Source organism: Pseudonocardia sp. ICBG1293 (genome assembly GCF_020131355.1).
Taxonomy (GTDB): domain Bacteria; phylum Actinomycetota; class Actinomycetes; order Mycobacteriales; family Pseudonocardiaceae; genus Pseudonocardia.
Window position 1 is genome coordinate 1 of the sequence record NZ_JAHLEL010000044.1, and the last position, 20,516, is coordinate 20,516.

Here is a 20,516-nt window from a genome sequence, read left to right on the forward strand (position 1 = left end):
CCTACTGGCCCGCGCACACGCGGGTCCACGTGCGGGGTGCGCTGCGCGGGCTCGACCTGGGCGGGGGCACCTACGTGACCGACGACCTGGACCGGACCTTCACCGTCGGGCGCAGCCAGGTCGTGAAGGCCGACACCCGCAGCCACGCGATCGTCGTCGTCCGCGACGGCGCGGAGGTCGCCCGCTACGACGCCTCCTACGGGCTGGAGTCCGACCCTCGCCGGGTGACCCGCTCGGGGGTGCACGTGGTGATGGCCAAGTCGGAGAAGGTGCTGATGAGCAACCCCGACTACGGCTACGTCGACGAGCCGCAGTTCTGGGCGGTCCGGATCTCCAACAACGGCGAGTTCATCCACGCCAACCCCGCCTCGTCGTGGGCCCAGGGCAACCGCAACGTCAGCCACGGCTGCATCAACCTGTCCACACGGGACGCGAAGGAGTTCTTCGCGAGCGCCGTGTTCGGCGACCCGGTCGAGGTGACCGGCAGCTCGCAGCCGCTGACCGCGGCCGACGGCGACCTCTACGACTGGTCGATCCCCTGGGACGAGTGGCGCTCGCTGAGCGCACTGTCCTGACCCCCGCACGCGGACGAGCGCTCCCGGGAGCCGGGCCGCCCGACGACAGCGCGGCACGTCGTGACGGACCGTCTGGTCCGGGACCGATCGGTCCGTTAAGCTCCCCGGGACCCTGCAACGACGGAAAGGCCTCCCATGCCCCTCTGGACCGTCCACCACAGCGCCGACTGCCTCGACCCCGACGACCGGCGGATCCTGGCCGAGGGCATCACCGGCATCTACTCGATGCTGCCGCCGTTCTACGTCGGCGTGGTGTTCCAGGCCGCCGAACCCGGTGCGCTGTTCATCGGCGGGGTCCCCCGGGAGCGGTCCGTGCGGATCCAGGTGGACCACATCGCCCGGACCCTGCCCGACGCGTCCGCGCGCGACCGCCTGATCGGCCGGGTCCGCGACCTGCTGACCCCCTTCATGGCCGAGCGGTCGCTGGACTGGGAGCTCCACGTCGACGAGACCTCCCGGGAGCTCTGGCTCATCCAGGGGCTGCGCCCGCCGGGGCCGGGGACCCCCGGCGAGCGCCTGTGGGCCGAGCGCGGCGCGCCGGTCCCCCTCGACGACGTCGTCACGAGCGGTCCCTGATGCCGGCTCCCGGGGCCGGACCGGCCACTTCCGGCACGACGCCACGAACGGACCGATCGGTCCGCTATCATCGCCGGATGGCTCGCACGCCCGCCCCGGGCACCCGGGAACGCATCCTCGCGACCGCGTCGCGGTTGTTCTACGCGCACGGGGTCCGCGCGGTCGGGATGAACCGGATCATCAGCGAGGCCGGCACCGGGAAGAACCTGCTCTACCAGCACTTCACCACCAAGGACGACCTGGTCGCGGGCTACCTCGGCCGGGTCCGTGAGCGCCGGGTGGACGCGATCCACCGGGCCCTCGACGCGGCGGGCGACGACCCGCGCGACCGGCTCGTGGCCCTGGTCGGCGAGCTCGGCGACCTGGTGACCCGCACGGGCTCGCGGGGGTGCGCCTTCCGCAACTACCTCGTCGAGTTCCCCGACGACTCCCCCGCCGGTTCCACGGACGGCGCGGACACCTCCGTCGGGGCCGGCACACCGGCCACCCTCGCCCGGGAACACCTGGCGGAGGTACGCGCGGTCATCGACGGACTGGTCGGGGAGCTCGGGACCGACGACCCCGACCGGCTCGCCGACGAGCTCTGCCTGGTCGTCGACGGGCTGTTCATGCAGGCCGCCCACCGCGACCCGGACGGTCTCCGGCGCGGCGCCGACACCGCCGTGCGCCTCACCCGGCGCCTCGTCGGGGCCTGACCACCCGCCCCGTCGCCCGGTGCCGCCCGGCCCGCCCGCCCTGCCCGCCCGTCGGACCGGACCGATCAGTCCGTATCGAGAGGACCGCCATGCCCGCCCCCCGGCCCGGTGTCGTCCTGCTGATCACGTCGGCGGCGGCGTTCCTGTCGAGCCTCGACCTGTTCATCGTCAACATCGCCTTCCCCGACATCCGCGCCTCGTTCCCCGGCACCGACCTCGGGCAGATGTCGTGGATCCTCAACGGCTACACCGTGGTGTTCGCGGCGTTCCTCGCCCTCGCCGGGCGGCTCGCCGACCGCTTCGGGCACAAGCGGGTCTTCCTGGTCGGGCTCGCCGTGTTCACCCTCGCCTCGGTCGCCTGCGCGGTGGCGCCGAGCGTGGTGCTGCTGGTCGCGGCGCGGGCGGTGCAGGCCGTGGGAGCGGCCTTCGTCATGCCCACCTCGCTGTCGCTGCTGCTCGCCGCGTACCCGGCCGAGCACCGCAGCCGCGCCGTCGGCGCGTGGGCCTCGATCGGCGCCGTCGCCGCGGCGCTCGGTCCGCCCCTGGGCGGGCTGCTCGTGCAGGCGTCGTGGCACTGGGTGTTCCTGGTGAACGTGCCGATCGGGCTCGCGGCGCTGCTGGCCGGGGCGCGGGCGCTGCGCGAGTCCGACGTCGCACGGACCGGGATGCCCGACCTGCTCGGCGCACTGGCCCTGATCCTGGGCATCGGCGCGCTCGCCTACGCCCTGGTCCGCGCCCCGGACGACGGGTGGCTCTCGGCGGAGGTCCTCACCGCCACCGGGATCGCGGTCCTCGGGCTGGTCGCGGTCGTGCTGCGGTCGCGACGGCACGCCGTCCCGGCCCTGGACCTCGCCGTCGTCCGGGTGCCGGCCGTCGGCCTCGCCGCGCTGACGATGGTGGCCTTCACCTGCGGGTTCGCCGGGATGCTGGTCGTCAACGTGCTCTACCTGACCGGGACCTGGGGCTGGACGGCGCAGCTCGCGGGCCTGGCGCTCGCGCCCGGGCCGATGGTCGTGGTCGTCGTCTCGCGGCTCGCCGGGCGGCTGTCGGCGCGGATCGGGATCGGTGCGACGGCGGCGCTCGGCGCCCTGGCCTTCGCGGCCGGGCCGGTCTGGTGGCTGCTCCACCTGGGCCGCACGCCCGACTACGGCGTGGGCATGCTCCCCGGGCAGCTGCTCACCGGGCTCGGCGTCGGGCTGATCCTGCCCACGCTCTCGTCCGTGGTCGGCTCCGCGCTGCCCGCCCCGCAGTGGGGCTCGGGCTCGTCGCTGATCAACACCGCCCGGCAGGTCGGGTCGGTGCTGGGCGTGGCCCTGCTCGTCTCGGTGATCGGTGCGCACACCACCGGGCTGCCGTCGGAGTTCGGCTCGGTCCGGGCCGGATGGGTGCTCCTGACGGGGTCGGCCGTGGTCGCCGCGCTCCTCGCACTCGTGCTCGCCGCCGCCGAACGACGGCCGGCTCCGGCGACCGGGGGCGCGGACACCACGGGCGACGCCGCCGTCGACCCCGCGGCCGGGACCGCCGTGGGCGCCGCCGTGGACGCCCGCGTCGCGGTGGCCGCCCACGCCGACGGCCGGACACCCGGTACCTCGCCGGTGGTGCGTGGCATCGTCCGGGACGGCCGGGGTCGGCCGCTGGCCGGTGCGGTCGGCACGGTGATCGACGCCGGCGGCGCCGAGCTGGCCCGGGCGGTGACCGGACCCGACGGGCGGCTCGCCGTCCCGGTGGACGGCTCCCGGGTGGCGCCGGGGACGCACGTGGTCCTCGTGGTCACCGAGGCGGGTCATCACCCGCGTGCCCACCGGGTGCCACTGGGTGGTGAGGCGGCCCTGTCGCTGGTGCGGCGGGACGCGCCGGCGGCCGACCCGCTCTGACCCGGTCCCGGTCCGGCCTCCCGGGGGACCGGTCCGGCCTCCCCGGGGGGACCGGTCCGGGGGCGTCGACGCGGGCGCGCGGGGCGCCTGCGTCGCCGGCACCGCGCGTCGCTGTGAGGGCCCGTGGCGCACAGCCGGTGTCCGCGGCGCCGGGCCGGTCCGTTCCGGTCCCGCGCAGCACCGGCGGGACCGCCGCGGGGGGCCGCGGCGCGGCTACCGGATCCGGCGCTCCTCCCCCGCCCACGCCTCGTCGCGCAGGACGAACTTCTGGATCTTCCCGGTCGAGGTCTTCGGGAGTTCGGCGAAGGTGACCCGCTTCGGTGCCTTGAACCGCGCCAGCCGGCCCCGGACGTGCTCGACGATCTCGTCCTCGGTGGCGCTCGCCCCCTCGCGCAGGGTCACCCAGGCCGCGGGGACCTCGCCCCACCGCTCGTCCGGGACGGCGATCACCGCGACCTCCAGGACGGCCAGGTGGTCGGCGATGGCCTGTTCCACCTCGACGCTGGCGATGTTCTCCCCGCCGGAGATGATCACGTCCTTGGAGCGGTCGCGGAGCTCGACGTAGCCGTCGGGGTGCATGACGCCGATGTCCCCGGTGCGGAACCAGCCGTCCGGCGCGGCGTCGCGGGTGGCCTGGTCGTCGTCCAGGTAGCCGAGCATGACGTTGTTGCCGCGCAGCGCGATCTGCCCGGTGGTCCGCCCGTCGCCCGGGACGTCGGCGCCGTCGGCGTCGATCACCCGGACGGCGCAGGCGATCATGTTCCCGACGCCCTGCCGGGCCTTCATCCGCGCCCGCGCGTCGGCGTCGAGGTCGTTCCACTCCGGGCGCCAGTCGCAGATCATCGCCGGACCGAAGGTCTCGGTGAGCCCGTAGAGGTGGGTCACCTCGAACCCGAGCTCGGCCATCCGGCGCAGGATGGCCGGGCTCGGCGGCGCTCCCCCGGTCGCGACGGCCACCGGCGTCTCCACCGGCCCGGCCTCCGGGGCGTAGGCGATCATCGACAGCACGGTCGGGGCCCCGTTGAGGTGGGTGACACCCTGCTCGCGCACGAGCTGCCAGATCCGGGACGGTTCGACCTTCGGCAGGCAGACGTGCGTGGCGGCGGCCGCGGTGACCGCCCACGGGAAGCACCAGCCGTTGCAGTGGAACATCGGCAGCGTCCACAGGTGCACCGACGACGCGGTCAGCCCGGTGTGCCCGACCATCGCCAGTGCCTGCAGGTAGGCACCCCGGTGGTGGTACATCACGCCCTTCGGGTTCCCGGTGGTCCCGGACGTGTAGTTGATCGACAGCAGGCCGCGCTCGTCGCCCGGCCGCACCGCGGTGGGCTCCCCCTGCTCGACGAGGCGCTCGTAGTCCGGGCCGACCCGCACGGTGTGCGGCGGGGTGTCGAGGCGGGCGGTGACCTCGGCGACGAGGTCGTCGAACACCGGGTCGGCCACCAGCACCGAGGCGCGGGAGTGCTCCAGGATGTAGGCGACCTCGCCCGCCGACAGCCGGGTGTTGACCGCGACCAGCGCCGCGCCCGACCAGGGGACCGCGTGCGCCGCCTCCAGCCCGACGTGGGTGTTCGGCACGAGCACCGCGACCGGGCGCCCGCCGTGCAGCGCGGCGAGCGAGCCCGCCAGTCGCCGGCAGCGGTCCCGGAACTCGGTGTAGGTGAACCGCAGGTCACCGTCGACGACCGCGACCCGGTCCCCGTGCGCCGCCGCGGCCCGGTCGAGGAACGCCGTGGGCGTCAGCGGCTCGTAGGACAGGTCCACCAGATCGGCCGGGACACCCGCCGGGTGGGTGGGGACGGGAGCCTCGTCGGTCATCCCCCGAGCCTCCCCGGCGACGCGGACCGGCGCAATCGCCGCGTCGGCCCGGTGGTCCGCCGCCGCACGTCGATCCGCCGCCCGCTCAGTGATCCGATCCCCGCCCGGTGATCCGCTCCCTGCGTGCGTCCGGACGCACCCGGGGAGCGGATCACCGCGCGCACCGTCGATCACCGGCCGGTCGGCGGCCGGACGGCGGCCGGACGGCGGCCCTGTCGCCGTGGCTCGGTGCTGGGTTACGTTCGCCGTGGCAACGAGGCTCGTCGGGAGGCGGACGCGATGGCGTGGGACTTCAGCACCGATCCGGAGTTCGAGGAGAAGCTGAAGTGGATGCGCGGCTTCGTCCGCGACGAGATCATCCCGCTGGAGACGCTCGACCTGGACCGGGAGACCTTCGCCCGGATCACCGCCCCGCTCCAGGAGCAGGTCAAGGAGCAGGGCCTGTGGGCGGCGCACCTGCCCCCGGAGCTCGGCGGCGGCGGGTTCGGGCAGGTCTCGCTCGGGCTGATGCACGAGATCCTGGGCCAGTGCCGCTACGCGCCGGGTGTGTTCGGCAACCAGGCGCCCGACTCGGGCAACGCCGAGCTGCTCGCGATCGGCGGATCGCCGGAGCAGAAGGAGCGCTGGATGCACCCGCTGCTGCGCGGCGAGCTGCGGTCCTGCTTCTCGATGACCGAGCCCGGCGCCGGCGCGGACCCGACGATGCTGTCCACCCGGGCCGTGCGCGACGGCGACGACTACGTCATCAATGGCCACAAGTGGTTCTCCTCGAACGCCACCGGCTCGGACTTCCTCATCGCGATGGTGGTGACCGACCCGGACGCACCGCCGTACCAGCGCGCGTCGATGATCATCGTCCCGACCGACACCCCCGGACTCGACGTCGCCCGCGACATCCCGGTGATGGACCACCCCGAGATCGGCGGCGAGATCTACGGTGGTCACGCCGAGGTCCTCTACCGCGACGTCCGGGTGCCGGCGACGAACCTCGTCGGCAGCCCCGGTGACGGTTTCCGGCTCGCCCAGCAGCGGCTCGGCCCGGGACGCATCCACCACGCCATGCGCTGGCTCGGCCAGTCCCGGCGGGCGTTCGACATGCTCTGCGAGCGCGCCGTGTCGAGGACGGCGAGCGGGACCCGCCTCGCGGACAAGCAGATGGTGCAGGACATGGTCGCGCAGTCGGCGGCGGACATGGCCGCGGCGCGGCTGCTGACCCTGCACGCCGCGTGGACGATGGACCAGGTCGGCGCGTCGAACGCCCGGATCGAGATCGGGATGATCAAGTACTGGGGCGCGAAGGTGCTGCACGACGTGATCGACCGCGCCATCCAGGTGCACGGCTCACTGGGCTTCTCCGGGGACCTGCCGCTAGAGCAGATGTACCGGGCGGCCCGCGCGGCACGCATCTACGACGGCCCCGACGAGGTGCACAAGGAGTCCGTCGCGCGGCGGATCCTGCGCGGCTACACCCCGGTCGAGGTCCCGACCGAGCACATCCCGACCCGCACCGAGGCCGCGCGGCGCAGGTTCGCGGAGTACCTCGACACCGCCGCGGCGAACGCCTGACGACTCAGGCCGGGGTCGACCTCGGCTCCGGTCCGGCGGCGAGGTCGGCGCGGTAGTCCGCGACCAGCGCGTTCATCGCGGTGAGGAAACGGGCCACCGCGGCGAGCTCGTCGTCGTCGAACCCGGCGAGCGCCGCGTCCATCCGGGCGCCCAGCGGGCCGAAGAACGCCCCGCCCACCTCGGCGGCGTTCTCGGCCTGACGCAGGGTCACCCGCCGTCGGTCGGTGGACTCGCGGCTGCGCCGCACGTGCCCGGCGCGCTCCAGCCGGTCGACCAGTGCGGTCGTCGCGCCGGTGGACAGGCCGAGCCGGGCGCCCAGCACCCCCGGGGTCAGCGGCTCCCCCGCCGAGTCCGCGCGCATCACCGCGAGCAGCGCGTGCAGGTCGGTGGGGTGCAGCCGGTGCCGGCCCGCGAACTCCTGGCCGAGCAGCTCGGCCTCGCCTGCGTAGTCCTGCAGCAGCGCGACCAGGTCCTCGCGTCGCGTCCGGGCAGGCATGCCGGGGAGCCTAGTCGCCGAGCGCCGGCGCGCGCCGGGGACGGGTCAGCGCCCGGTCCAGCGTGGCGGGCGCTTCTCCAGGAACGCCGCGATCCCCTCCGCCCGGTCCGCCGACCGGTCGATCGCCGCCGAGGCGATCCCGGTGGCGTTCCAGCCGCGCTCGTCCGGTTCGGACACCACGCGCTCCAGCGCACGCAGCGACACCGACACCGCCAGCGGCGAGTTCTCGCACACCACGTCGGCGAGCTCCAGGGCAGCGCCCTCCGCCCGTCCCGGCTCGACCAGCTCGGTCACCAGACCCAGGGTGTACGCGCGTTCGGCGTCCAGCGGGCGCCCGGTCACCAGCAGCTGCTTGGCGACGTTGAGCGGCAGCGGCCGCGGCGCGCGGAACAGCGCCCCGCAGTTCGCGACCAGGCCGCGGGCGACCTCCGGCAGCCCGAAGCGCGCGGTCGTCGACGCGACGACCATGTCGCAGGCCAGCACGATCTCGAAGCCACCGCCGTAGGCGACGCCCTCGACCGCGGCGATCAGCGGACGTCGCCGGTCGCGCCGGACCACGCCGTAGTTCCCGCCGCGGGGGGTGGGACCGCCCGAGCCCGCGGCCAGGTCGGTGCCCGCACTGAAGGCCGTCGCGCCCCCGGCCAGCACTCCGCACCAGAGGTCGGGGTCGTCGTCGAGGGTGTTGAGAGCCTCGTCGAGCCCCGCGGTCATCGCCGCGTCGACGGCGTTGCGCTTGTCCGGCCGGGTCATCCGGATCAGGAGCACGTGCCCGTGCCGCTCGGTGGTCACCCGGGTCCCCGCCATGCCGTCGGTCACGATCGTGACTGTAGGTGGGGAGCGGGCGCGGGGCGTTCGTAGTGTGGTGATCGTGTCCCGCAGCAAGCGCGTCCCGTCCGCGGCCGTCCTGTCCGTCCCGCTGGTCCTGACCGGTGCCCTCGCCGGTCTCGGGCTGCACGTCCGCCGCAACATGGGGGCCCGCGCGAGCGAGCTGCGCCGGATCGCGTCCGCCTCGCCGAACGCCGTCGACGGGCTGTTCGCCAACACCGAACCGGGGCTGCCGCGGGCCAAGGCCTCGGCCCGGATGATCCTCAACATGCTGGTCGGCCGCCGGTCCCGGGGCATCGCTCCCGCCCCGGTGCCGATCGCGCCGCCGCAGCGGCCCGGCACGCCCGCCGGGCTGGCGGTGACCTGGCTGGGCCACGCCGGGGTGCTGCTCGAGATCGACGGCCGCCGGGTGCTGGTCGACCCGGTCTGGTCGGAGTACGCCTCCCCGGTGCCGCGCTTCGGGCCACGCCGGCTGCACCCGCCGGTGGCGCCGCTGGCCGAGCTCGGGGCCCCCGACGTCGTCGTGATCAGCCACGACCACTACGACCACCTCGACCGCCCGACGGTCACCGCGCTGGCCCGGGGGACCTCCGCGGTGTTCGTCGGGCCGCTCGGGGTGGGCGCGCACCTGCGCTCCTGGGGCGTGCCGGGGCACCGGGTCGTCGAGCGCGACTGGGAGGGCGTGGTCTCGGTCGCCGGGCTGGAGCTGACGTGCCTGGAGACCCGGCACTTCTCCGGGCGGGGGCTGCGCCGCAACACGACGTTGTGGGCCGCCTGGAAGGTCGCCGGGCCGCAGCACACCGCCTACCTGGGCGGGGACACCGGGGCGACCCGGGCGCACGCGCGCACCGGGGCCGCGCACGGCCCGTTCGATCTGACGGTGCTGCCGATCGGCGCCTACGCCGACCTGTGGCCCGACATCCACGCCGATCCGGAGCAGGCGGTCACCGCACACCGCGAGCTCGGCGGCCGGGTGATGCTGCCGATCCACTGGGCCACGTTCGACCTGGGCTTCCACCCGTGGGACGAGCCCGCCGAGCGGGCCCGCAAGGCCGCGGCCGACCAGGACGTGGTCCTGGCGCTGCCGCGGCCGGGCGAGCGCATCGACCTGACCGGGGTCACGACGGTCGACGACGCGCGCGCCGTGGTCCCCACCGAGCCGTGGTGGCCGACCGTCCGCTGATTCGCCGCACGTTCCCGCTGGCCCTTTCCGCCCATTCCCGTCGCCCGGACGACGTATCCCCCGACCGGAAACGCCGGCGCCGGACTATTTCCGGGCAGGGGTTCGACAGGTCGGTTCGGCATCCTTTATTCTTCTGCCCGAAGAATCGGTTCCGGCCCCGACCGGTCGATTCCTGTCTCCGGCCGGTCCGGCGATTCCCCCGTGGAAGGAATGACGACGTGGCGCAGCAGACGACCATCACCCTGGTCGACGACCTGGATGGCACCGAGGCCGACGAGCAGGTGGAGTTCTCCGTCGACGGCCGCGCCTACGAGATCGACCTGTCCACGAAGAATGCCGAGAAGCTGCGGGAATCGTTGGCGCCCTACGTCGCCGCCGCCCGGCGGGCGTCCGGCCGGCGCAGTGCCCCTTCCAGCTCCTCGTCGTCGAACGGATCCAGCGCCTCGGAACGCGCCGCGAACCGCGCCGTGCGGGAATGGGCGGTGGCCCAGGGCATGAAGATCTCCGAGCGCGGGCGTATCCCGTCGTCGGTTCTCGAGGCCTATCAGAACGCGGCCTCCTGACCGCTGCCGCCGCCGTGGTCGCACCGGGTGGCAGGATCGGCCCGCATGCAGACGTGCGCCGGGCGATCCGCGGCGCGCACCGACGGAGAGGCCCCGATGTACCCAGGCACCCACGCCGCCACGACCCCCGACAAGCCGGCCGTGATCATGGGGGGCTCGGGCGAGACCCTGACCTTCCGTGAGCTGGAGGAGGGCTCGGCCCGGCTCGCGAACCACCTGCGGGCGGCCGGGCTGCAGCGGGGCGACGTCGTGGCGCTCGTCGCGGAGAACACCCCACGGGTCTACGAGGTCTACTGGGCGGCCCAGCGCTCGGGCCTCTACATCACCGCGGTGAACCACCACCTCTCCGCGCCGGAGGCGGCCTACATCGTGCGGGACTGCGGCGCGAAGGCGCTCGTCGTCTCGGCCGGTGTGGCCGGGCTGGCCGCGGCGATCGAGGACCACGTCGACACCCCGGTCCGGCTGGCGTTCGGCGGTGAGATCCCGGGGGCGTCGCGGTACGCCGACTACGACGAGACCCTGGCCCCGGTGTCCGCCGAGCCGCCCGCCGACCAGCCCCGCGGCGCGGACATGCTCTACTCCTCGGGCACCACCGGGCGCCCCAAGGGCATCAAGCCGACGCTGCCCGACCGCCGGGTCGACGAGCCGGGCGACACCTACCAGGCCCTGTTCGGGCCGATGTACGGGTTCGACACCGACACCGTCTACCTGAACCCGGCGCCGCTCTACCACGCCGCGCCCCTGCGGTTCACCGCCACGGTGCAGGCGCTGGGCGGGACCGTCGTGGTGATGGAGCGGTTCGACCCGGAGAAGGCGCTCGCGCTGATCGCACAGCACTCGGTGACCCACTCGCAGTGGGTGCCGACGATGTTCGTGCGGATGCTCAAGCTCCCCGAGCAGGTCCGCGCCTCCTACGACGTGTCCTCGATGCGGGTCGCGATCCACGCGGCCGCCCCGTGCCCGGTGGACGTCAAGCAGGCGATGATCGACTGGTGGGGCCCGGTCCTGCACGAGTACTACGCCGCGACCGAGTCGAACGGCATCACCTTCATCGACTCCGAGCAGTGGGCCGAGCGTCCCGGCTCGGTCGGGCGTGCCGGGCTCGGCACCATCCGGATCGCCGACGACACCGGCGCCGTGCTGGGCCCCGGCGAGATCGGGACCGTCTACTTCGAACGCGACGTCCGCCCGTTCGAGTACCACAACGACCCGGGCAGGACCCTGGCCGCGACCCACCCCGACCACGAGACCTGGACCACCACCGGGGACCTGGGCTTCCTGGACGAGGACGGGTACCTGTTCCTCACCGACCGCAAGGCATTCATGATCATCTCCGGTGGGGTGAACATCTACCCGCAGGAGGTCGAGGACGCCCTGGCCCTGCACCCGAAGGTGCTCGACGTCGCCGTCATCGGGGTGCCCGACGACGAGATGGGCGAGAAGGTCAAGGCCGTCGTCCAGCCCCCGGAGGGCGTCGAGGCCGGGCCGGAGCTGGAGCGCGAGCTGATCGAGTTCGTGCGGGAACGGATCGCGCACTACAAGGCGCCCTCGTCGGTGGACTTCACCGACTTCCTGCCGCGCACCCCCACCGGCAAGCTGGTCAAGCGGGAGCTCCGCGACCGCTACGTGTGACGCGCGCCCTCCGGGCCGCTCCGGGGGTGTCGGTCCCCCGGCCGGGAGCGCCGCGGGACCGACACCGCCGGGCACCCGGGACGGGGGCTCGGCGGTGCGGGTGGGTCAGGAGCTGCGGCGGGCGTAGCGGGCGCGGGTCCACGCGGCCACCAGCGCCAGCGGCACCGAGGCGACCAGGGCGGCGGCGAACAGCGGGGCGAAACGCCCGGCGTCGGCGAGCGGGGCGCCCAGTGCGGTCCCGGCCGAGCTGCCCAGGAACAGCACCGTCGCGAACAGCGCGACGGCGGTCGCCCGGGCCTGCGGGACGACCTCGGTCGCCCAGGTCTGCAGGGTCGAGTGCAGGAACGCCCCCGCCCCGCCCAGGCAGAGACCGGCCGCGGCGACCGTGACCGGGTGCACGGCGACCAGCGGGAAGACCCACGCGACGACGAGGAACCCACCACCGGTGCCGGCCAGCGCGGCCGGACCGAGCCGACCGACCAGGCGTCGCACGACCCGGGAGAACAGCACCGCACCGACGCCGTAGCCACCGGCGGCGAGCCCGGCCAGCGCGGCCGAGCTGCCTCCGGCCTGCAGCGACGGCGCGAGGTAGGTCAGCACGCCGAGCACGACGGCGCCCTCGACGAAGGCGAGCAGCAGCACCAGCCGCGCCCAGCCGTTCCCGGCGACGGTCGCCAGCGGGCGGACCACGGCGGCGGAGAACCCCCGCGAGGTCGACCGGGCGCCGTCGGGTTCGGGCAGCGCCCGCAGCGCGACGAACAGGACCGCGCAGCCCGCCGCCGTCACCCCGAGGACCGCGCGCCAGCCGGCCAGGTCGGCGAGCAGGCCCGCGCCGGCCGTCGCGACGGCGGTGCCGAGTGCGGTCGCGGCGAGCAGGTCCGACAACGGCCGCTGCCGGACCGCCGCCGGCCAGGTGTCGCCGACGTAGACCAGCGCCGCCGGGATCAGGGCCGCCGTGCAGGCGCCGGTGAGCACCCGGGCGACGACCAGCACCCCGAGGGTCGGGGCGAGCACCGAGGCGATCCCGCCCAGCACCGCACCGACCAGGGCCACCCGCATCACCCGGACCCGGCCGATCCGGTCGGACAGCACGCCCCACACGACCTGCATGAGGCCGTAGGCGAGGAAGTACCCCCCGGCCGCGCCGGCCGCCGCGGCCAGCGGCGCCGAGAAGGACGCGGCGATCGGCACCAGCAGCGGTGCGATGGCGAACCGGTCGACGGTGCTCGTCAGCGAGGCCAGCTGCAGCAGCCGGAGCCGACGGGTTCCGTCGCGGACCGCACCCCCGGCGTCGCCGCCGCCGGTGTCGCGGGCTCCGGTGCCGCCGCCGTCGGGATCGTCGCCGTCGGGATCGCTGCGGTCGGCGTCGCCGCCGCCGGGGGTCGTGCTCACCGCGTGAGCCTGCACGGCGGGGTGTGATCTTGCCCCACCGGGGTGGGCGGGACCACAGTGGCGGTGCAGTCGAGGCTCGGGAGGCACCGGTGGGCACGATCACGGGACACGGGATGACGGCGGCCGACGTCGTCGCGCGGCACGCACGGACCACACCGGACGGCCCTGCGCTGGCCGACCCGCGGTCGGCGCGGACCTGGGCGCAGCTCGACGACCGGGTGTCCCGGCTGGCGGGCGTGCTGGCCGACCGCGGCGTCGACCGCGGGGACCGGGTCGCGGTGCTCGGGCTCAACTCCGTCGAGCTGGTCGAGGGCTACCTCGCGGTGCTGCGCCGCGGGGCGATCTGCGTGCCGCTGAACTTCCGGCTCACCGCGGGTGAGATCGCCTACCAGCTGACCGACTGCACCCCGACCGCCGTGCTGTGCGACGACGGGTTCGCCGCGACCGTGCGGACCGCGCGCGAGCAGGCCCCCTCGGTGCGGACGGTGCTCACCCTCGGCTCGGACCTGGACGCCCTGCTCGCCGACGCCGACCCGGGCTCCTGGGGCGACGACGTCGCCGACGACGAGCCCGCCTACATCATGTACACCTCGGGCACGACCGGCCGTCCCAAGGGTGCGGTGCTGACCCACCGCAACCTGCTGCTGCACGCGTTCCTGTCGATCACCCACCTGGGCACCGCGGGCGACGACCGGGTCTCGCTGTCCGGGGCGCCGCTGTTCCACATCGCCGGGCTGTCCGGGATGCTCCCCACCCTGATCGCGGGCGGCCGGGTGATCATCCCGCCGTCGGGCGGCTTCGACCCGGTCGCGACCCTCGACACCCTGGAACGGGAGCGGGTGTCGTCGTGCTTCTTCGTCCCGGCCCAGTGGCAGGCGATCTGTGCGGTGCCGGGCATCGCGCAGCGGGACCTGTCGGCGCTGCGCCGGATCACCTGGGGCGCGGCACCGGCGTCGACGACCCTGATCCGCACGATGATCGACACGTTCCCGCAGGCCACCGTGGTGACGGCGTTCGGGCAGACCGAGTGCAGCCCGATCACCTGCGTGCTGCGCGGGGAGGACTCGGTGCGCAAGATCGGCTCGGTGGGGACGCCGATGGTCGGCGTCGAGGTGCGGGTGGTCGACGCCGACATGAACGACGTGCCCCGCGGCGAGGTCGGTGAGATCGTCTACCGCGGCCCGACCGTGATGCGCGGGTACTGGGGCCGTCCGGAGGCGACGGCCGAGGCGTTCCGCGGGGGCTGGTTCCACTCCGGTGACCTGGTACGCGAGGACCCGGACGGCTACTTCTACGTCGTCGACCGCGCCAAGGACATGATCATCTCCGGCGGGGAGAACGTGTCCAGCGCCGAGGTCGAGGAGGTGCTGGCCGCGCACCCGGGCGTCGTCGACGTCGCGGTCGTCGGGGTGCCCGACCCGCGCTGGGGCGAGACGCCGCTCGCGGTGGTCGTCCCCGCCGACCCGGCCGCTCCCCCGGACCTGGACGCGCTCACCGCGTGGTGCGCCGACCGGCTGGCCCGCTACAAGCGGCCGACCCGGCTCGCGCTGGTGGAGACGCTGCCGCGCAACCCGTCGGGGAAGGTCCTCAAGACCGAGCTGCGGCGGGCCCACGGGGCGGGGTGAGGCGAACCCGCTCGCGTCGGCGGTGGTGACGGGCCTACGGTCGGCGGGTGTCCGTCGTGGAGTCCGTGAACACCGGGGTGGCCCGCCCGATCCTCGCCAAGGCCGGGGCCTCGGGCATCGACAAGCGGCCGGTGTCCGGCGCGGTCCGGGTGGAGGTCCCCGCGCCGGCGGCGAGCGCGCTGGCCGGCGACACGATCTGCGACGCCGACCACCACGGCGGCCCGGACCAGGCCGTCTACGCCTACGCCCGGGAGGACCTCGAGTTCTTCGTCCCGGAGCTGGGCCCGCTGCGGGCGGGGATGTTCGGCGAGAACCTCACCACCCGCGGCGTCGACGTGTGCGGTGCGGAGCTGGGCGAGCGGTGGCGGGTCGGCGGGGTACTGCTGCAGGTGACGGCCCCGCGGATCCCGTGCCGCACCTTCGCCGCGCACCTGGAGCGGGCGGGCTGGGTGAAGCGGTTCACCGTGGCCGCCCGCCCCGGCGCCTACCTGCGGGTGCTGTCGTCCGGCGCGGTCCGCGCCGGGGACGTCGTGAGCGTCGAGCACCGGCCCGGACACGGCGTCACCGTCGCCGACGCGTTCCGGGCGCTGCTCGCCGAACCCGCCCGCCTCCCGGACCTGCTGGCCGCGGGTGAGCACCTGCTGCCGCGGATCCGGGAGACGGTCACCCGGCGGACCGCATCCCGGTCCTGACCCGCCCGTAGCGCAACCCCATCGCCGTGCGGACCTCGTCGAGGGTCTCGTCGGCCAGGGCGTTCGCGCGGGCGTTGCCGCGGGCCAGCACGTCGTCGACCAGACCGGGGTCGCGGGCGAGCTCGGCGCGGCGCGCGCGGTGCCCGGCGAGGTGGTCGTTGACGGCGTCGACGGTGAGCCGCTTCAGCGCCGCGGCACCGTCGAGTCCCTCGGCCAGCTCGTGCGGGTCCCGTCCCAGGCACACCGCCGCGGTGGAGAGCAGCCCGTACACCCCGGGCCTGCGGTCGGGGTCGACGGTGATCCGGCGCTCGGAGTCGGTGCGGGCACGGCGCACGATCGCCGCCGTCGCGTCGGCGGTCGCGCCGAGCGGGATCGCGTTGCCGCGGGACTTGGACATCTTGTGCCCGTCCAGGCCGGGCAGGTCCGGGGTGTCGGTCAGCATCGGCTCGGGCGGGGTGAACACCGGCCCGTACCGCTCGGCGAAGCGCCGCGCCAGCACCCGGGTCAGCTCGATGTGCGGCAGCTGGTCCCGGCCGACCGGGACGAGGTCGGCCCGGCAGGACAGGATGTCGGCGGCCTGGTGCACCGGGTAGGTGAGCAGCAGTCCCGACAGCGCCCGCCCGGACGCCGCGTGCTCGGCCTTCACCGTCGGGTTGCGGTGCAGCTCGGCCTCGGTGACCAGTGACAGGAACGGCAGCATCAGCTGGTTCAGCGCCGGCACCGCGGAGTGGGCGAACACCGTGGTGCGGTCCGGGTCGAGACCGGCGGCGAGCTGGTCGAGGACCGCACCGCGGACGTACTCCTCCAGCCGGTCGGCGACGTCGCGGTCGGTGATGACCTGGTAGTCGGCGAGGATCACGAGGACGTCCACACCGGAACGCTGCAGCCGGACGCGTTCGGCGATCGTGCCCACGAGGTGCCCCAGGTGCAGCGGACCGGTCGGTCGCTCCCCGGTCAGCACCAGGTGCGCGGACGGGTCGGCGGCGACGGCGGCGCGCAGCGCGGGCATGCGGGCGACGGTGGCGGCGAAGGAATCCATGACAGCTCCTGGAGAACGGGAGCTGCACGCGCCACACCACGGACCTCCGGGCTGCTCGTGCAGCCCGGGGGGAAGGACGACGTGCGTCTACGCGGCTGCGGGGAGCAGCCGCCACCAGACCGGACGGGAGGTGCGCACGGGGGCAGCTTACCCCTTCATTATCGACAATGGCTATCGTGAAGGCATGGCCGACCGTCGCGTTCCCGTCACGATCCTGTCCGGCTTCCTCGGCGCGGGGAAGACGACGTTGCTGGAGCACCTGCTCGCCGGCCGGGACGGGCGGCGGATCGCCGTCGTCGTCAACGACATGAGCGAGGTCAACATCGACGGCGCCCAGGTCCGGTTGCAGCGCGGCCGGGAGAAGCTGGTCGAGCTCACCAACGGCTGCATCTGCTGCACCCTGCGCGAGGACCTGCTGACCACGGTCGGCGAGCTGGCCGCCGAGGGCCGCTACGACCACGTCGTCGTCGAGTCGACCGGCATCTCCGAGCCGATGCCGGTGGCCGCGACGTTCGAGTGGACCTTCGACGACGGCACCGCGCTGTCCGACGTGGCGCGGCTCGACACGATGGTCACCGTCGTCGACGCCTCCACCTTCGAGCGCCTGCTGACCACCGAGGACTCCCTGGCCGACCGGGAGCTGCAGGCCGCGCCGGGCGACGAGCGGACCCTGTCGGACCTGCTCGCCGACCAGGTCGAGTTCGCGGACCTGCTGGTGGTGAACAAGACCGACCTCGTCGCGCCGCACGCACTGGGCCGCATCGAGGCCCTGCTGTCGCGGATGAACCCGGGCGCGCGCCGGATCCGCGCGGTCCGCGGGCAGGTACCGGTCGCCGCACTGCTCGACACCCACCGCTACGACCCGGCGGCAGCGTCCGCGACGCCCGGCTGGGCCCAGGAGCTCAACGGCAGCCACACCCCCGAGCCCGAGCCCGAGGAGTACGGGATCGCGAGCGTGACCTGGCGGGCCGGGCGCCCCTTCCACCCCGCCCGGCTGCTCGACGCCCTCACCGAGTGGCCCGGGCTGCTGCGCAGCAAGGGGTTCTGCTGGCTGGCGACCCGTCCCGACATCGCCGGCATGTGGTCGCAGGCGGGCCCGAACATGGCCCTGGACCCGGCGGCACCGTGGTCGTCGTTCGACGGGCCCCGCGGCCAGGAGATCGTGTTCATCGGGCTCGGTCTGACCCGGGACGCGGTCACCGCACGTCTCGACCGGGCCCTGCTCACCGACGACGAGCTGCTCGCCGGCCCCGGCACCTGGCGCACCCTGCCCGACCCGCTGCCCGCCTGGGACCTCGACGACGTGCACGAGCACGCATCCGTGGCGGGGTAGCGTCCCGGCGCGTGCCCGACCTCACCCCGGACGAGTTCCGCGCCCTCGGCCACCTGTTCGTCGACGCCGTCGCCGACGCCCGCGCCGGCATCGAAGGCCACCCGGTCCGCGACGCCGTCGAGCCCGGCACCGTGCGGGCCCGCTTCGCCCGCGAGGCGAACGAGGACCCCGAGCCGCTCGCGGCGTTCCCGTCGCTGGTCGAGGCCGTGACCGGCGACGCCGACACCCGCTGGCAGCACCCGGGGTTCCACGCGTACTTCCCGGCCAACGCCTCGCTGACCTCGCTGCTCGGCGAGCTGCTGTCCGGCGGTGCCGGGACCCAGGGGATGCTGTGGTCGACCTCGCCGGCCTGCACCGAGGTGGAGCAGGCGGTCACCGACCAGCTGGCCAGGGCACTCGGACTGGACGAGACGTTCACCCACGACGGCGGCGGGGGCGGCGCGATCCAGGACTCGGCGTCCTCGGCGGCGCTGGTCGCACTGACCGCCGCGCTGCACCGGGCCGCCCCGGACCCGGGGACCGGCTGGCGGGTGCGCGGGGTGACCGGGCGGGAGCGGGTCTACGTCACCGCCGAGACGCACTCCTCGCTGGCCAAGGCGGTCCGGGTGGCCGGGCTCGGCGCGGACGGGCTGCGGACCGTCGCGTGCACCCCGGGTACCCGCGGGATGGACCCCGCCGCGCTGGCCGACACCCTCGCCGCGGACGCCGCCGCCGGGCTGGTCCCGGTGCTGGTCTGCGCGACCGTCGGCACGACCTCGACCGGGTCGAGCGACCCGGTGGCGGCACTCGTCGCCGCGGCGGCGCCGTACCGGGCCTGGGTGCACGTCGACGCCGCGTGGGCCGGCGTGGCCGCGCTCTGCCCGGAGCACCGCTGGGTGCTCGACGGCGTCAACCCGGGCCCGGGACGCGGTGTCGACTCGTTCTGCACCGACGCGCACAAGTGGCTGCTCACCGCCTTCGACGCCTCGCTGCTCTGGGTGCGCGACGCCCGCGCGCTGCCGGCTGCGCTGTCGATCACCCCGCCCTACCTGCGCGACGCGCGCTCCGACTCCGGCGCCGTCGTGGACTTCCGGGACTGGCAGGTGCCGCTGGGGCGGCGGTTCCGGGCGCTGAAGCTGTGGGCGGTGCTGCACGGCCAGGGACTGCCCGGGCTGCGGTCACATCTGCGCGGGCACGTCGCGCTCGCGGCCGAGCTGGCCGACCGGATCCGGGCGCACGCGGACCTGGAGCTGGCGTGCGCGCCGGTCCTGTCGCTGGTGTGCCTGCGCTCGCGCGCCGGCGACGCCGCGACGACCGCGCTGCGGGAGCGGGCCGACGCCGACGGCCGGGTGCTGCTCAGCGGCACCGAGGTCGACGGGCACCCGGTGGTGCGGGTGGCCTTCGGTGGGGTCACGACCACCCGGGAGCACCTCGACGTCGTGTGGGATGTCCTGTCTGCCCGATCGTGACCGGTATGGGTAAGGTTCGCCTGTCCACCCGGAAGGGTGCACTGCCCTGTTCCCCCGGCGCCCGGTGCACCCCGCCCGCACGGGTCCCGTCGAAAGGACCGCCCCCATGCCCCGACCCCTGCTCCGCGCGCTCGCCGCGTGCGTGGTCCTGGTGCTGGCACTCGCCGGCTGCTCCTCCGGGGCCTCCGACGACGCGGCACCACCCGCACCCGCCGGGGACGCCCCCGCCGGGGCGTTCCCGGTCACCCTGACCCACGCCTTCGGGGAGACGACGATCCCCGCCGCACCGCAGCGGGTGGTGACCGTCGGCTTCAACGACGCCGACTTCGCCCTCGCCCTCGGGGTGACGCCGGTCGGGGTCCGGGAGAACATCGGCGACTACGACTACGCGCAGCGCCCCTGGGCGCAGGAGGCACTCGGCGGGACGCAGCCGCAGCTGCTCACCGGGGCGGAGATCCCCGTGGAGCAGGTCGCCGCGCTGAACCCCGATCTGATCCTCGGCGTCTACTCCTTCATGGACCAGGCGACCTACACCGCGCTGTCGCAGATCGCGCCGACCGTCGCCCAGGGCACCCCGGACGGCACGAACGCCGCCGGCTGGGAGGAGCAGACCCGCATCACCGGGCCGGCCACCGGCCGCACCGAGCAGGCCGAGCAGGTCATCGCCGCGACCCGCGCGAAGTTCGACGAGGCGAAGGCGGCCCACCCCGACTTCGCGGGAAAGAACCTGAAGATGGACTTCTTCATCGAGGGCGTCCCCTACGACATGGGTACCGACGACCTGCGCGCCCAGATCTTCGCCGGCCTCGGCTTCACCGTGCGTCCCGACACGCAGACCCTGTCCCTCGAACGACAGGGCGACCTGGACGGCGACGTGCTGGTGGTCCTGGGCCGCTCGCGCGCGGAGTCCGAGGCCGACCCGGTCTTCCGCGCGATCCCGGCGGTCCAGCAGGGCCGGGTCGCCTACCTCGGGCCGTTCGAGACCGAGTTCGCCGCCGCGCTGGGCTACTCCAGCCCGCTGTCGCTGCCCTACGCCATCGACGCCGTCGTGCCGCAGCTCGACGCCGCACTGCAGGGCCGCGCCCCGGGCAACTGACGCCGGCCGCTGCCGGGGTGGACGCGCCCGCTCGTCGTCCACCCCGGCAGCCCCTCCGTGACCGGGTCCGGGTCCGGGTGGAGCCGAC

At 74.8% G+C, this 20,516-nt stretch carries 18 protein-coding genes; 13 read left to right on the top strand and 5 right to left on the bottom strand.

Annotated elements, in window-relative coordinates; all coding sequences use genetic code 11:
• From KPF47_RS20030 to KPF47_RS20045, 4 genes are all read left to right on the top strand, one after another.
• The coding region (locus tag KPF47_RS20030) for a L,D-transpeptidase (RefSeq protein ID WP_224390257.1) at nt 1-575 on the top strand (575 nt) is incomplete at its 5' end.
• A 135-nt stretch (nt 576-710) separates the two neighbouring features.
• On the top strand, nt 711-1,151 hold the full coding sequence (locus KPF47_RS20035) for a tautomerase family protein (protein ID WP_224386205.1): 441 nt from the start codon (nt 711-713) through the stop codon (nt 1,149-1,151).
• A 77-nt stretch (nt 1,152-1,228) separates the two neighbouring features.
• On the top strand, nt 1,229-1,846 hold the full coding sequence (locus tag KPF47_RS20040; protein ID WP_224386206.1) for a TetR/AcrR family transcriptional regulator: 618 nt from the start codon (nt 1,229-1,231) through the stop codon (nt 1,844-1,846).
• An 89-nt stretch (nt 1,847-1,935) separates the two neighbouring features.
• The gene (locus tag KPF47_RS20045; RefSeq protein WP_224386207.1) at nt 1,936-3,720 is read left to right on the top strand and encodes an MFS transporter; all 1,785 of its coding nucleotides are present in this window, start codon (nt 1,936-1,938) and stop codon (nt 3,718-3,720) included.
• Between the two features lie 213 nt (nt 3,721-3,933).
• On the opposite strand, the gene KPF47_RS20050 is transcribed toward KPF47_RS20045, so the two are convergent.
• Nucleotides 3,934-5,538, bottom strand: a complete 1,605-nt coding sequence (locus KPF47_RS20050; protein WP_224386208.1) for an AMP-binding protein — start codon at nt 5,536-5,538, stop codon at nt 3,934-3,936.
• A gap of 228 nt (nt 5,539-5,766) precedes the next feature.
• On the opposite strand from KPF47_RS20050, the gene KPF47_RS20055 reads away from it, so the two are divergent.
• A complete protein-coding gene (locus tag KPF47_RS20055) occupies nt 5,767-7,104 on the top strand; it encodes an acyl-CoA dehydrogenase family protein (RefSeq protein ID WP_224390252.1) in 1,338 nt (445 codons plus the stop codon).
• Between the two features lie 4 nt (nt 7,105-7,108).
• On the opposite strand, the gene KPF47_RS20060 is transcribed toward KPF47_RS20055, so the two are convergent.
• Together KPF47_RS20060 and KPF47_RS20065 are read right to left on the bottom strand one after the other, a co-directional pair.
• Nucleotides 7,109-7,600 (bottom strand): MarR family winged helix-turn-helix transcriptional regulator, encoded by a 492-nt coding sequence (locus KPF47_RS20060; protein ID WP_224390253.1) that lies wholly within the window; start codon nt 7,598-7,600, stop codon nt 7,109-7,111.
• Nucleotides 7,601-7,645: 45 nt separating this feature from the next.
• Nucleotides 7,646-8,416 carry an enoyl-CoA hydratase-related protein gene (locus KPF47_RS20065; protein WP_224390254.1) on the bottom strand — a complete coding sequence of 257 codons (771 nt, stop codon included), beginning with the start codon at nt 8,414-8,416 and terminating at the stop codon, nt 7,646-7,648.
• A gap of 52 nt (nt 8,417-8,468) precedes the next feature.
• On the opposite strand from KPF47_RS20065, the gene KPF47_RS20070 reads away from it, so the two are divergent.
• The 3 genes from KPF47_RS20070 (at nt 8,469) to KPF47_RS20080 (ending at nt 11,803) form a co-directional block, all read left to right on the top strand.
• Nucleotides 8,469-9,608, top strand: coding sequence for an MBL fold metallo-hydrolase (locus KPF47_RS20070; protein WP_224390255.1), 1,140 nt, complete (start codon nt 8,469-8,471; stop codon nt 9,606-9,608).
• Between the two features lie 218 nt (nt 9,609-9,826).
• Nucleotides 9,827-10,171, top strand: a complete 345-nt coding sequence (locus KPF47_RS20075) for an Lsr2 family protein (RefSeq protein WP_224390258.1) — start codon at nt 9,827-9,829, stop codon at nt 10,169-10,171.
• 96 nt (nt 10,172-10,267) lie between these two features.
• On the top strand, nt 10,268-11,803 hold the full coding sequence (locus KPF47_RS20080) for an acyl-CoA synthetase (RefSeq protein ID WP_224390259.1): 1,536 nt from the start codon (nt 10,268-10,270) through the stop codon (nt 11,801-11,803).
• Nucleotides 11,804-11,908: 105 nt separating this feature from the next.
• Here the strand turns inward: KPF47_RS20080 and KPF47_RS20085 are convergent, their stop codons facing one another.
• Nucleotides 11,909-13,195, bottom strand: coding sequence for an MFS transporter (locus KPF47_RS20085; protein WP_224390260.1), 1,287 nt, complete (start codon nt 13,193-13,195; stop codon nt 11,909-11,911).
• A gap of 113 nt (nt 13,196-13,308) precedes the next feature.
• On the opposite strand from KPF47_RS20085, the gene KPF47_RS20090 reads away from it, so the two are divergent.
• Both KPF47_RS20090 and KPF47_RS20095 read left to right on the top strand, forming a co-directional pair.
• Nucleotides 13,309-14,820: a long-chain-fatty-acid--CoA ligase gene (locus KPF47_RS20090; protein ID WP_255660142.1), complete on the top strand. Its 1,512-nt coding sequence runs from the start codon at nt 13,309-13,311 to the stop codon at nt 14,818-14,820.
• A 47-nt stretch (nt 14,821-14,867) separates the two neighbouring features.
• Nucleotides 14,868-15,512: an MOSC domain-containing protein gene (locus KPF47_RS20095; protein ID WP_224390262.1), complete on the top strand. Its 645-nt coding sequence runs from the start codon at nt 14,868-14,870 to the stop codon at nt 15,510-15,512.
• Here the strand turns inward: KPF47_RS20095 and trpS are convergent.
• Nucleotides 15,484-16,551, bottom strand: coding sequence for a tryptophan--tRNA ligase (trpS, locus tag KPF47_RS20100; RefSeq protein ID WP_224390263.1), 1,068 nt, complete (start codon nt 16,549-16,551; stop codon nt 15,484-15,486). The two genes, KPF47_RS20095 and trpS, sit on opposite strands and share 29 nt — an antisense overlap.
• Nucleotides 16,552-16,735: 184 nt before the next feature.
• Here trpS and KPF47_RS20105 point away from each other — a divergent pair, with 184 nt between their 5' ends.
• From KPF47_RS20105 to KPF47_RS20115, 3 genes are all read left to right on the top strand, one after another.
• Complete coding sequence (locus KPF47_RS20105) at nt 16,736-17,884, top strand: GTP-binding protein (RefSeq protein ID WP_224390264.1); 1,149 nt, start codon at nt 16,736-16,738, stop codon at nt 17,882-17,884.
• 11 nt (nt 17,885-17,895) lie between these two features.
• Nucleotides 17,896-19,332 carry an aspartate aminotransferase family protein gene (locus KPF47_RS20110; RefSeq protein WP_224390265.1) on the top strand — a complete coding sequence of 479 codons (1,437 nt, stop codon included), beginning with the start codon at nt 17,896-17,898 and terminating at the stop codon, nt 19,330-19,332.
• 106 nt (nt 19,333-19,438) lie between these two features.
• Entirely contained in the window at nt 19,439-20,428 is a 990-nt protein-coding gene (locus tag KPF47_RS20115) for an ABC transporter substrate-binding protein (RefSeq protein WP_224390266.1), read from the top strand.
• The last annotated feature ends 88 nt before the right edge of the window (nt 20,429-20,516 follow it).